Raw genomic sequence first — 12,739 nt, forward strand, 5'->3', positions numbered from 1 at the left:
TTAATCTCTAAATCTAAAGTAAATAAAATCTATCATAATGACAAGATAAGCTGTCATTAATCCAATAATCACAGATACTAAATGGAAGTAATCCTCAAAACGAAGGGCGATTAAAACAGCAAGTACTGCTGCTGCTAGTCGCGTAAAGGTACCTATACTATGCGCGGATTTTTGTTTAGCTACTGCATGTCCAAGTTTGTTAACTTTTGATTGCAATAACCAAAGATTGAAAAAACTTATTACAGCTCCTAAGATGAGACCGAGGAATATGCGCGGATAGGGTGTAAATCCAGCACCCAAAACCAACAATGCTAGAAGAAAGAACATCCATTTTCGTTGACGGGTAATCATATTTTGGTATTGTTGCATTCGTTTACTCGTCTCCCATGCATTTTTGAACTAAATAGACTGTTCCATTTTCTCTGTTCCAAGAAGAATACAAGGAAGTTTTTCAGGCACAGTGAAACCCTTATCATTCATCCTAAGTTAGCATACAATAGGGGCTATCTGATGTCAATTAGTTTGTGAGTAAAAGTACAAATTGGAAAAAATTCGATACTTATTGGAATATTGCTCCTCAAACGAATTCAATTACTATGCCTTTGACACCACTATTTATTATAACGGATAAGTATGCAAATGTACGCCAAAAGTGTGACAAAAGTGTGACGCGAATGCTCGAAAATAGCGCACCTATTACATCGTATTAGACTCTACCTCTAAGTGAAGCGTAGGTAGGAGTTTCCAATCAGATGGAGTCGAGACTCCATCTGATCCCCGATGTTTCAACTTACTGAAACGAGTTCGCTTGTAATGTGTTGGGGAGACCTACCCGCTTCATTGCTCGATGACAATGTTGCTTGGGTAGGTATAGGTTTTGTCATTGCTCGTAGTTATGGATACAACTGCCAGATATTGGCCGCCTTTGCCCACTTTACGTTCCTCCATTGTGCCTTCGATTAATCCAACTTGTTGATCGTCCATCTCTAACAAGGTTCTTTTATATTGAAATGTTTGTGGATCGTACAGGTCAACGGTCACTTTCTCTGCTCCTTCTGGTAAATACAAGCTATATTGATACATATCGTCGGAAAGTGCTTCTAGTGAAAAATCAAATCCCATCGCTTTTGGATAGTCTCCACCTTTAATAAGGAATAAATATGGTAGTTGATATGTTTTATCCCTTTCTTTTAATGTTAACCAGCCCTGGTGAATACCTTCCTCCATCCTATTGCTATCAACGGTAAGCTTGACCTCGATCGTCTTTTTATCACCTGGAGGGACGGTAATACTTTGCGGCAGCACCCATCGCATTCCCTGTTTCTGCTTTGGCATATCAAAATAAAACTCTTTCTTCTTGTTCGAAAGGTTTTCAACTTTAAAAGCGTATGTTTTCGTGTCTTGTAGCTTTGTCACATTTCCTAAACTAATGAGCGGCTGATAAAGGATTGTCGATGTTTCAATGGCACGGGCAGGCTGCATTCTCCCCATTCCTTGTTCGATCGGATCATAAAGTTGTCCTTCCTTCTCTTCTAATGGTAATGCTGTTGTTAACAATGCACCCTTCAGTTTTTGTGGGGACCAATCAGGATGTGCCTCTTTCACTAGCGCAAGGGCGCCTGCCACATGTGGTGCTGCCATGCTTGTCCCTTGAAGCTCTCGGTATCCATCTGGAACAGTACTCAAGATAGCCGCACCTGGTGCTACAATTTCTGGTTTTATCCTCCAATTGACCGTTACAGGACCCCTTGAACTAAACTGCGCCATCTTATCTTTTACAGTTGTATAGGAGGTATCAAGCCAATTATTTTTGTTCACCATGTTATCCAATATCCATTCACCGTCTCGCTTTGTTACCGAAACAACTGGTATGGTAACAGCTGCTTTTCCGTCTGCAACAGAGCCTTGAAGTGGGCCTTTTTCATTATTAAAAATGATCACGCCAGCTGCCCCAGCTTGTTGTGCCCTCCTTGCTTTCTCAGCAAAAGGAATTTCGCCTCGTTTATACAGAACGATTTTATTCCTAGCATCGGTCAATGGCTTTGCTCCTATGCCACCATAAACGATTGGCTGGTCTTTCTCAAACTGCCAAGGAACGGATCCCATCAGCGGGGTTAAGGGGATTTTTTTGTTTGTGAAGGAATCGTCAAGATACGGTATGGTAATCGGTGGTGTTGAGGCGCCAACTGATATGACCTTTGTTGCCGTTGCTGGCGATCCTACCGTCCATTGATCTGGTCCTGCATTTCCATTTGCAATCACCACCGAAACACCGTGGTCTACGGCGCGGTTCACTGCAATGCTTGTTGGCCAGTCCGGGCCATTTACCGTGTTACCTAATGATAAATTGATGATGTCCATCCCATCCTTCACAGCCTTTTCAATTGCTGCAATCACTTGGATCGACGTACCCATCCCGCCTGGCCCTAAGGCACGATAACTATACAAATCTGCTTCGGGTGCAACACCTTTCATTTTTCCATTTGCTCCTATAATCCCAGCAACATGGGTTCCGTGCAGTGTGGGACTACCTTGCTCAGGCAATGTTTCCATTGGGTCATCATCTAAATCGACTAAATCGTAACCTCCTTTGTAATTCTTTTGTAAATCTGGATGGGTATAATCGATTCCCGTATCAATTATTCCTACCTTCACCCCTTTTCCTGTATAATTTTGATCTCCAGGCAAGACTCCTTTGGCCTGTTTTTTAATAAAAGGGATACTCTTGTTGATATTGTCTTCATCCCTACTATTCACCTGATAATTTCGAACGGGGTATGTTTTTTTGACAAAGGATTTTGTTTTTATATCCTGAAGTTTATCTAAATCTCCCTTTAGCGCCAGTCCAGTCAAAATGGTATCGTATACTTGGACGACCTCTACAAAAGGGTGGTAGGTTTCGATTTCTTTTTTACGTTCGTATGGATTCCCTTCGACTTCAATAATAATTGAATTTTCTTTATCATCGGCACGAGCAAAACCTGTTTCTGATAAGGCTATGGTTGGGAAAGTTACTGCTGTTACCATAATACTAAGTAGTATGATCGATGCGATTCGGAAAAGGTTCATGTGCACGTCATCCTCCATTATGTTACAAGTCTTATTAGTTTTTGTTATGATCGACTTTTTCATGCACGGATTTATGAACATATGAATCGCATAGTTGAGGACACGCTTAGTTTTGAACGTGTGATGAGTGAATTTAGTCTATGCAAAACGGAAAAGTTGAGGTAATCAACATTTGAGGAAGGAAAAGTGGTTCATCACGGGGATGAAGGGCATTTCACGTGGGTTTGGGCTAAGAAAAGTGGTTCATCACCCTTATGAAGGGCATTTCACGTGGGTTTGGGCTAAGAAAAGTGGTTCATCACCCTTATGAAGGACATTTCACGTGGATTTGAGCTAGAAAAAGTGGTTCATCACCCTTATGAAGGGCATTTCACGTGGATTTGAGCTAGAAAAAGTGGTTCATCACCCTTATGAAGGGCATTTCACGTGGGTTTGGGCTAAGAAAAGTGGTTCATCACCCTTATGAAGGGCATTTCACGTGGGTTTGGGCTAAGAAAAGTGGTTCATCACCCTTATAAAGGGCATTTCACGTGGATTTGGGCTAAGAAAAGTGGTTCATCACCCTTATGAAGGACATTTCACGTGGATTTGGGCTAGGAAAAGTGGTTCATCACCCTTATGAAGGGCATTTCCAGCTTATTTTGAAGTGGACATTATTCCCGTTTTTTGGTAAATGTGTGCGGGCATTTATTTGGGTATTTATCAAAAAGGCAGCTGACGTGCTCAATTTTGACCAAATAGCCGGATAAATGCCCGCATTAATACTGTGTTTTCTTTACGTTACTTTTTTTACTTGAAAGGATGCTGGTCGATCGGCACGCTGCTTAAAAAAGTAACGAATCGCTTCTGCAATCCGGCTAGATGCTTGACCATCGCCGTAGGGGTTGGAAGCTTTAGCCATTTGCTCGTGTGCGTTTGGATCGGATAAAAGTGTATCAGCGAGTGAAAAAATATGATCTTCGTCTGTACCTGCTAGTTTCAGTGTACCTGCGTCGATTCCTTCAGGTCGTTCTGTTGTGTCACGCAGCACTAAAACAGGTACCCCAAGAGATGGCGCTTCCTCTTGCACCCCACCTGAGTCCGTCAGAATTAGATGGGAGCGGGATGCGAAATTGTGGAAGTCGACTACCCCTAATGGCTCAATTAACTTAATTCTTTCGTCATTTCCTAAAATTTCATTTGCCGTGTCTTGAACGACTGGATTGAGGTGTACAGGATAAATAACTTGCACGTCATCATGTTTTTCTACTAATCGCTTAATCGCACGAAACATTTGCTGCATGTTTTTGCCTAAATTTTCTCTACGGTGGGCTGTCATTAATACGAGACGTTTGTTGCCAAGTTCGTCTAGGATTTGACTTTTATACTGTTCGTTTACTGTTGTTTTTAGTGCATCAATTGCTGTATTTCCAGTTACAAAAACAGTGTCAGCCTGCTTATTTTCGTTGACAAGATTTTGTTTCGACTGTTCCGTTGGTGAAAAATGAAGATCGGCCATCACACCTGTAAGCTGCCGGTTCATTTCTTCTGGAAACGGAGAGTATTTGTTCCACGTACGCAGCCCCGCCTCCACATGTCCTACCGCAATTTGGTTGTAGTATGCTGCAAGGGATGCCGCAAATGTTGTCGTCGTGTCACCATGGACGAGCACGATGTCTGGCTTCGTTTGTTGCATCACCTCGTCCAAGCCTTCTAATGCCCTGGTCGTAATTTGGGCAAGTGATTGTCTTGATTTCATAATGTTTAAATCGTGGTCTGGTGTGATTCCAAAAATATCGAGTACTTGATCCAGCATTTCTCGGTGCTGTGCAGTTACCGTTACGATTGGTTCAAACTGTTCTGGACGTTTCTTAAGTTCGAGCACGAGCGGAGCCATTTTAATTGCTTCTGGCCTTGTCCCAAAAATCGTCATAACTTTGATCCGGTCTGTCATTGTCGTCACTCCAAATGGTTCATTGTTATTTTGTTCCGTATAAACGATCACCAGCGTCTCCAAGACCTGGTACGATATAGCCTTTTTCATTCAGTTTCTCGTCAAGTGCTGCTAAATAAATGTCTACATCTGGGTGTTGTTGTTGTACTAACTCGACGCCTTCAGGTGCTGCAATTAAGCACATTAAGCGAATTTGTTTCGCACCGCGTTTTTTCAAAGAATGAATCGCGTCGTTAGCAGATCCACCTGTGGCGAGCATTGGGTCAATAACAATCAATTCTCTTTCATCAATATCAGAAGGAAGCTTTATATAGTACTCAACAGGTTTTAACGTTTCAGGATCTCGATATAAACCAACGTGTCCCACTCTTGCAGCTGGAATGAGTCTCAAAATTCCGTCTACCATCCCAAGACCAGCACGCAAAATTGGAATTAAACCGATTTTTTTCCCTGCTAGTATTTTTGTTTTCGCCTCTGTGACAGGTGTTTCAACTGTGATTTCTTCAAGTGGAAGGTCCCTCGTTATCTCAAAAGCCATTAATGCTGCAACTTCATCAACGAGTTCTCGAAATTCTTTTGTTCCTGTGCTTTTGTTTCTTATGTACGTAAGCTTATGTTGAATTAACGGATGATCTAATACGTAAACATTTCCCATGGTCTGATCACTCCTTTTATTATTTTTGGCATCCTTGAAATTTTACAGAAAAATCGACAGTCTTTCAAGTAGGAGCTGCAATATGATTGATTGAAGAGAGAGACTTCTTTCGGAAAAACGTTAAATGATCTATTTCCCGAGAGTTTGTAAGCACAAGATATTTTATCTCAAAGTTTACTTGTGCTTGCCCCAAAACTACATAACCGCTAATTTTCTGATTTTCTGCCGATTTTTCCAAAAAAACCTAGCCAGAGTGGGTGGCACGTACTCAGGCTAGGGAGAGATGTTTATGCATATAATGGGAATTTCTCTGTTAATGCTTTAACGCGTTCTTCTGATTGTTTGAGTGTTGCTTCATCTTCGTGATTCTTTAGTGTTGCTGCAATGATCGATGCAATGACATCCATTTCTTCTAGTCCAAATCCGCGGGTTGTTACAGCGGCTGTACCGATCCGAATGCCACTTGTAACAAATGGGCTTTCTGGATCAAATGGAATCGTGTTCTTATTTGCAGTGATACCGATATCGTCTAGTACTTTTTCTGCTACTTTACCGGTTAGATTTAGTGGTCGTACATCTAATAATAATAGGTGATTGTCCGTACCACCTGAAACGAGTCTTACACCTTCTTTTTGTAATGCTTCTCCAAGACGTTTCGCGTTGTCAATGACGGATTGACTATATGCTTTGAAGTCCTCTTCCAATGCTTCTTTGAATGCCATTGCTTTGGCTGCGATTACATGCATTAATGGTCCACCTTGAATTCCTGGGAAGATTGACTTATCTATTTTTTTTGCAAATTCTTCCTGACATAAAATCATACCGCCCCGAGGTCCGCGTAATGTTTTGTGTGTTGTCGTTGTGACGAAGTGGGCATGTGGGACTGGATTCGGATGATGCCCTGTTGCAACAAGACCTGCGATATGGGCCATGTCAACCATCAAGTAGGCACCCACTTTGTCGGCGATTTCACGGAACTGTTTAAAATCAATTGTGCGTGAATAGGCACTCGCTCCAGCAACGATTAGCTTTGGCTGGACTTCCTGTGCTTTTTCTAATACAGCATCATAATCCAATTGTTCCGTATCCTTGTCGACACCATAATCAACGAAATGATAGAGATTTCCGCTGAAGTTAACTGGGCTGCCATGTGTCAAGTGACCACCGTGGCTAAGGTTCATACCTAAAACAGTGTCGCCAGGTTCTAATATGGCAAAATAAACACCCATGTTCGCTTGTGCGCCTGAGTGGGGTTGGACATTAGCATGGTCTGCTCCAAACAATTTTTTTGCTCGATCTCTTGCCAGGTTTTCTGCAACATCGACATATTCGCAGCCACCATAGTAACGGCGTCCTGGGTATCCTTCTGCGTATTTATTTGTTAACACAGAACCTTGTGCTTCCATTACTGCTCTTGAGACAAAGTTTTCAGAAGCAATCAGTTCAATTTTGTCCTGTTGGCGCCTTTTTTCGTTTTCGATTGCTTCAAAAAGTTCTAAATCGTTTTGTTTCACATGTTCCATATTCGTATTTCCCCCTTGTCGTTTTCTTTACTTTTATTTTTATAAAATCTTATAGAGGTTGTTCAAGAAGTCACCAAATAATAAGATTTTGTAGTACATTATCTCATATGATCAGGATAATGTGCACGTTGTCCGCCAATTAATTTGGGCCTTGTTCGAGCTGCGTTGATACGTGCATTTCCGACGAATCGTTGTTTAAAACGTAATGGCACCGCAACTTTTTTTAATTGCATACCAATCATTGTTTCTCCAATATCGATACCTGCATCTGCTTGGATTTCCTCTACAAGAATTGGGTGCTCCATTTGTTTGTAGGCATAGGAGGCCATGGATCCCCCTGCCGTCGGTACGGGAATAGCGGTTACTTCCTCGTATTTGGACTGACGAGCAATATTCTTGTCCATGACAATGGCACGGTTTAAATGTTCACAGCATTGGAAAGCTAGTGTGACGCCTGAATTTTTTTGCAACCGTTGCAGTTCTTCAAATAGAATTGCAGCAATTTCCTCGCTTCCCGATGTGCCAATGCGCTGACCAGTAACCTCACTTGTCGAACAGCCAACTACAAATAGATCTCCAGACGTGAGATAATCACTCGCAAGCCATTCGTCCACAATGTCTGCCATGTGCCCTCTAATGGCATGAAGCTCACTCATCTGCATAACCTCCTAATGTTGGAATTGTTCATCCATTGCATTAAATCTTAATGTTCGGATATATTCTTCTCCTAATGTTGGGATTAAAAGACGTTAATGCACAGTTAAATAACCACCAAATGTTGGGTCATGTTCCTCTCCGAATGTTGGGATGTGTTTCTCCATTGCTTTACCTTCAAACGTTGGGGTATGTCCCTCCTTTGCTTTACCTCCAAAATGTTGGGATATGATCCTCCATTACTTTACAGCATTAAAGTGTTGTGTTTTCGTATTCGGTGATTTTGCCAATTCTGTTCGCGTGGCGTCCTGCCTGGAATTCAGCTTGTAGCCATGTTTTGGCAATTTCTCTTGCAAGACCAGGGCCAATCACACGCTCCCCCATTGTTAATACGTTGGAGTCGTTATGTTCTGCGGTCATTTTTGCACTGAAAACGTCGTGTACGAGTGCAGCACGAATCCCTTTGACTTTATTAGCGGAAATACACATGCCGATCCCTGTGCCACAAACTAGAATTCCCTTGTCAAACTCGCCGCGTGCAACCCGTTCTGCTGCTGGTATACCAAAGTCAGGATAATCGACAGACCCCTCACAATCACAGCCCATATCTTCATACTGGATATTTAATTCTTCTAATAAAGAAGCAATTTCTTTCCTAATATTTACTCCGCCGTGATCTGATGCTAATATAACTTTCATTTTTGATACTCCTTCCACATTGCCTTAGTTACTATTATCTAACTTGTTCGTCAGTAGTTCGATAAACTTATCGATTTCATCTAATGTTTTTTTATACGTTTCCAAATCGCCACCAAATGGATCGGTGACATCATAATTCGGCAACCTTGCCTCAAGTTCTTGGATTCGGCTGATCTCATCTTTTAAATGTATGCTTAATGCATGATCTAACTTGTTGCTATTTAATTTATTTCCTTGATCTTTCATAAATATTGCACGTTTTTCTTCCATTTCCGTATAGGCTTTTTTCAATTGCTCCCACGTTTCATTTTCGGTATCAATCACATATTCCTTTAGTGTGAAAATTTTGTCGTAAAACTCTGGGTACTCCATGACGATTGTTTGTTTGTGTTGTGTGGTCATCGCAAGAACGAGATCAGCCCAATTGAGTAAGTCCCTTGTGATTGGTTGCGACTGATGATGAAAAGGGATTCCTTTTTCTTTTAATACGTCGATTGTACCTTGTGAGGCACGCTGTCCTTTACCGGCAAAAATTCCTGCTGATTGTACTTTGATTTGATCATTCTTTTGCTTGAGTAACGCTTCTGCCATTGGACTTCGACATGTATTTCCAGTACAAACGAACAAGATCCTCATTTATTTATAAACCTCCATCAAAATCACTCTTTGACAAAACTATATCATAGTTTCTACTTGATGATAAAGGAAATTAGCAGAAAGGGTGCGTTGGCACGAGAAATGTCGTTCATGGGCTTTATGAAGGACATTTCGGGGTGCGTTGGCATGAGAAATGTCGTTCATGGGTTTTATGAAGGACATTTCGGGGTGCGTTGGCACGAGAAATGTCGTTCATGGGCTTTATGAAGGACATTTCGGGGCGCGTTGGCACGAGAAATGTCGTTCATGGGCTTTATGAAGGACATTTCGGGGTGCGTTGGCACGAGAAATGTCGTTCATGGGCTTTATGAAGGACATTTCGGGGTGCGTTGGCACGAGAAATGTCGTTCATGGGCTTTATGAAGGACATTTCGGGGTGCGTTGGCAAGAGAAATGTCGTTCATGGGCTTTATGAAGGACATTTCGGGGTGCGTTGGCATGAGAAATGTCGTTCATGGGCTTTATGAAGGACATTTCGGGGTGCGTTGGCACGAGAAATGTCGTTCATGGGCTTTATGAAGGACATTTCGGGGCGCGTTGCATGAGAAATGTCGTTCATGGGCTTTATGAAGGACATTTCGGGGTGCGTTGGCAAGAGAAATGTCGTTCATGGGCTTTATGAAGGACATTTCGGGGTGCGTTGGCAAGAGAAATGTCCTTCATGGGCTTTATGAGGGGCATTTCGGGGTGCGTTGGCATGAGAAATGTCGTTCATGGGCTTTATGAGGGGTAGCTCTGGGCTCGTACGGTACGGTCTTGACAATAATTTTATCATTTCCTAACAATAAAAGGGCTGGCTTCACCTGTATAACAGAGAAAGCCAGTCCATTTTAACCAAAAATAAGTTTTAAACCGAATGCGCAAAGAATGCTTCCGCCAAATATTTCGCTATAGACACCTAATAATCCATTTGCTTTTCTTCCTATCAGCAGTCCCAACCAGGTAAGGCCAGTGGCTGCTAATCCAAACAATAGTAAGGCAAGAAAAACCTTTGTTCCAGACATGCCAAGACTTAGTCCAACAGAAAAACTATCAATACTTACACTAAGTGCGAATAAGACAAGACCTGTTCCTGTTGGATGAAGCCATTTCTGCTCTTCTCTGTTAAAGGATGATAGTAACATTTGCATCCCTATACCAAATAAAAGGGCACCACCAGCAATGATGGCAAAGCCTTCTAATTGACTCGAAATATAGTGGCCAATCACAATGCCTAGAAACGGCATCATGACGTGGAACAAGCCAACCGTTAACCCGATTACAAATATCCGCTTCAATCGGAGCCATTGCATCCCTATACCTAATCCAACAGAGAATGCGTCTGCCCCCAACGCAATTGCCATGAATGATAAGGAAATAAATTCTCCAAGCACTGCATCTGGCATCCCACAACCACCTCCGAACATGCTAATTCACTATATGCTTGAAGACAAGCAATTATGTGAAAATGAGCGGTGGTTATGGTTCGGGCTTGTATTGGTGCCTGCTTTCTATTGGTATAGCGTGTAATTGCGACTGGTGCAAAAACTACTCCAAATGAATGCACCATATATCATTTAGAGATTTTTTGAAGCTTCTGCTCTAATGCTACTTTGTTATTTGCTGAAACAATAAATTGTTTTGTTATCGGATTATAGTAGAGTGTTTGTTGCTTGCGATTGGAACGGAAAATCGTTTCAATGTCATATTGCAGCAATGGCACAAAATACAGGATGCCATGATCTATTGTTATTTCAGTGTGGCCTTGATATTTTTGCTTAATTTCTTCGATTTGTTTGTTCATTTCTAAAGCAATAACTTTTGATTTTGTTGTAATTTCCTCGACTTTTTCTTCGCTTAATCCTTTGCGTTGTGCTCTTCTATCATTTTCTTTTATTAATTCCTGGTAATATGTTTCAATTCTATCCAAATCTTTTTGAAGCTGATTATCTTTTTGGCGCTGCTTTTGCTGTTTTTCTGTTTTGTTTTCTACATGGTTATAAGCGGTTGTAAAAGCTGCTTCTATGTTCAAATCTACAGGAATCGGATGGTTATACAATGGATCAGACGTGTACATGATACTGTTTTGCTCCTGTTTCATTGTTTCAGATATTTCACCAGTGATTAAGTTTACCCAGACTTGATCTAAGCTTTCTTCCTTTTCATCGGAAATAAAGACTTGTGGTGATAAGTCAAGTAAAAGTTGATAAAAGAAAAAGATAAAAACATTCATTTAAGGTAAAAAAGAGCGCACTGAACTAAACCCGCCCAACTAACAAAACGTTTGTTCGGGTATGCTAGAAAGGATTCAAAAGCATTATTTGCTTTCGATTTACACGCTCCTTTCTGACGTGTAGAGTTGGTGGTTGCGTAGTAGCACATCCACCAAACGTACCAGTTTTCTCGCGGTCATTACGAGGGCTCTTTTATGTTTGTATTTCGGAACTTCTTTATATTTCTTTAGGTAAAATTCATGGTACACAGGTTCATTTCGTTGTACGGAGTTGGCAGCTTCAACTAAGTAATAACGAAGATACTGATTTCCTGTTTTCACCCTAGGTGTTCGTTCCGATTCAAAGTCACCAGATTGTGATCTTTTCCAATAGAGACCGGCGTATTTCGCCAGTTGTGCCTGTGTTTCAAAGCGTTCAATTTGACCTATCTCAGCGATAATACCGGCCGCATAAACAGGTCCAATACCTGGCACACTTATGAGACATTGTGCCTCTGGAAGAATTTCGAATAAGGCCTCAATACCCTTGTCCAGTTCTTTGATTTGTTTCTTGAGTGTTTGAACCAGTCTGGCATAAGTTGCCAAGACCATATCAACAGAGTGTTGCACGACCTTTCCAAGACGGTAGGAATCACGAATAGCCTTTTTAATATTTTTGGCCAATTTTTCAGGATCACGAAAGCGCCCTTTGCCTTTCCCTTGGAGGAAAAGAGCTAATTCCTCTAATTCCATATTGGCAACGTCATCTAAAGAAAGGGAATCGGCAAACAATTCCATCATGGCAGCTCCAAAAATGGAAGTATCTACGTCATTAGAGAGCGTATTGCACTTGTAATAAAGATTCTCAAGAAAATGTTGCTTACACTCCGTCAATTGCTGGATCACTTGATAACGAGATCGCGTTAATCGTTGGAGGGCAACATACTTTTCTTCTTTGATAACGGTTTTATTGTACCGTCCAAATCGAAGGAAATCGGCAATGCGAAAAGCATCAATACGGTCTGTTTTATCTTCTTCAAACAACCCTTTAAACCGATGAATGGCCTTAGGATTCTGAACAACTACTTCCACACCAATCCTTTGTAAGTCCTTATCATTGTCTAAAAGGGTAGACGGATGAAAACTATAAACAGATGTAGATTCCATACCAACAATAATTTTTTCGTAATGGAACTGCCCGTTATACGTTAAAATGGTTTCTTTTATCTGGTTGGCACCATGTAAGTCATTGGAAAGTGTTTCTTCTTTTAGACGCGTGTCTTCACTGTCAAGGAAGCACACATCAAGATTTTTAGAGCTAACATCAATACCTACGAATAATTTCACGGAAAGGACCT

Annotated in this window: 11 protein-coding genes; all 11 read right to left on the reverse strand. The window is 41.4% G+C overall.

Annotated features, from left to right (window positions below; all coding sequences use genetic code 11):
* The 11 genes from NC797_RS10995 to NC797_RS11045 all read right to left on the reverse strand — a co-directional run bounded on the left by NC797_RS10995 (position 1) and on the right by NC797_RS11045 (position 12,728).
* Positions 1 to 369, reverse strand: a complete 369-nt coding sequence (locus NC797_RS10995) for an ATP synthase subunit I (protein ID WP_272436830.1) — start codon at positions 367 to 369, stop codon at positions 1 to 3.
* A gap of 468 nt (positions 370 to 837) precedes the next feature.
* A complete protein-coding gene (locus NC797_RS11000; protein WP_272436831.1) occupies positions 838 to 3,069 on the reverse strand; it encodes a S8 family serine peptidase in 2,232 nt (743 codons plus the stop codon).
* A gap of 775 nt (positions 3,070 to 3,844) precedes the next feature.
* The gene (wecB, locus tag NC797_RS11005; RefSeq protein WP_272436903.1) at positions 3,845 to 5,002 is read right to left on the reverse strand and encodes a non-hydrolyzing UDP-N-acetylglucosamine 2-epimerase; all 1,158 of its coding nucleotides are present in this window, start codon (positions 5,000 to 5,002) and stop codon (positions 3,845 to 3,847) included.
* 25 nt (positions 5,003 to 5,027) lie between these two features.
* Positions 5,028 to 5,657, reverse strand: a complete 630-nt coding sequence (upp, locus tag NC797_RS11010) for a uracil phosphoribosyltransferase (protein WP_272436832.1) — start codon at positions 5,655 to 5,657, stop codon at positions 5,028 to 5,030.
* A gap of 287 nt (positions 5,658 to 5,944) precedes the next feature.
* On the reverse strand, positions 5,945 to 7,180 hold the full coding sequence (locus NC797_RS11015; protein WP_272436833.1) for a serine hydroxymethyltransferase: 1,236 nt from the start codon (positions 7,178 to 7,180) through the stop codon (positions 5,945 to 5,947).
* 98 nt (positions 7,181 to 7,278) lie between these two features.
* On the reverse strand, positions 7,279 to 7,836 hold the full coding sequence (locus NC797_RS11020) for a TIGR01440 family protein (protein WP_272436834.1): 558 nt from the start codon (positions 7,834 to 7,836) through the stop codon (positions 7,279 to 7,281).
* A 250-nt stretch (positions 7,837 to 8,086) separates the two neighbouring features.
* Positions 8,087 to 8,533, reverse strand: a complete 447-nt coding sequence (gene rpiB / locus NC797_RS11025; protein WP_272436835.1) for a ribose 5-phosphate isomerase B — start codon at positions 8,531 to 8,533, stop codon at positions 8,087 to 8,089.
* Positions 8,534 to 8,557: 24 nt separating this feature from the next.
* Positions 8,558 to 9,169 (reverse strand): low molecular weight protein arginine phosphatase, encoded by a 612-nt coding sequence (locus tag NC797_RS11030; RefSeq protein ID WP_272436836.1) that lies wholly within the window; start codon positions 9,167 to 9,169, stop codon positions 8,558 to 8,560.
* Between the two features lie 851 nt (positions 9,170 to 10,020).
* Entirely contained in the window at positions 10,021 to 10,575 is a 555-nt protein-coding gene (locus NC797_RS11035; RefSeq protein ID WP_272436837.1) for a manganese efflux pump MntP, read from the reverse strand.
* A gap of 167 nt (positions 10,576 to 10,742) precedes the next feature.
* A complete protein-coding gene (locus NC797_RS11040) occupies positions 10,743 to 11,402 on the reverse strand; it encodes a hypothetical protein (RefSeq protein ID WP_272436838.1) in 660 nt (219 codons plus the stop codon).
* Positions 11,403 to 11,501: 99 nt separating this feature from the next.
* A complete protein-coding gene (locus NC797_RS11045) occupies positions 11,502 to 12,728 on the reverse strand; it encodes an IS110 family RNA-guided transposase (protein WP_272436839.1) in 1,227 nt (408 codons plus the stop codon).
* Between the last annotated feature and the right edge of the window lie 11 nt (positions 12,729 to 12,739).

Origin of the sequence: Terrihalobacillus insolitus (assembly GCF_028416575.1) — a bacterium.
Taxonomy (GTDB): Bacteria; Bacillota; Bacilli; order Bacillales; family Amphibacillaceae; genus Terrihalobacillus; species Terrihalobacillus insolitus.

What these genes read in the sequence shown, in the direction of transcription:
- NC797_RS10995 (WP_272436830.1), bottom strand. Translation starts at nt 369, where the DNA reads ATGCAACAATACCAAAATATGATTACCCGTCAACGAAAATGGATGTTC.
- wecB (WP_272436903.1), bottom strand. Translation starts at nt 5,002, where the DNA reads ATGACAGACCGGATCAAAGTTATGACGATTTTTGGGACAAGGCCAGAA.
- NC797_RS11040 (WP_272436838.1), bottom strand. Translation starts at nt 11,402, where the DNA reads ATGAATGTTTTTATCTTTTTCTTTTATCAACTTTTACTTGACTTATCA.
- upp (WP_272436832.1), bottom strand. Translation starts at nt 5,657, where the DNA reads ATGGGAAATGTTTACGTATTAGATCATCCGTTAATTCAACATAAGCTT.
- NC797_RS11035 (WP_272436837.1), bottom strand. Translation starts at nt 10,575, where the DNA reads ATGCCAGATGCAGTGCTTGGAGAATTTATTTCCTTATCATTCATGGCA.
- NC797_RS11000 (WP_272436831.1), bottom strand. Translation starts at nt 3,069, where the DNA reads ATGAACCTTTTCCGAATCGCATCGATCATACTACTTAGTATTATGGTA.
- rpiB (WP_272436835.1), bottom strand. Translation starts at nt 8,533, where the DNA reads ATGAAAGTTATATTAGCATCAGATCACGGCGGAGTAAATATTAGGAAA.
- NC797_RS11020 (WP_272436834.1), bottom strand. Translation starts at nt 7,836, where the DNA reads ATGAGTGAGCTTCATGCCATTAGAGGGCACATGGCAGACATTGTGGAC.
- NC797_RS11030 (WP_272436836.1), bottom strand. Translation starts at nt 9,169, where the DNA reads ATGAGGATCTTGTTCGTTTGTACTGGAAATACATGTCGAAGTCCAATG.
- NC797_RS11015 (WP_272436833.1), bottom strand. Translation starts at nt 7,180, where the DNA reads ATGGAACATGTGAAACAAAACGATTTAGAACTTTTTGAAGCAATCGAA.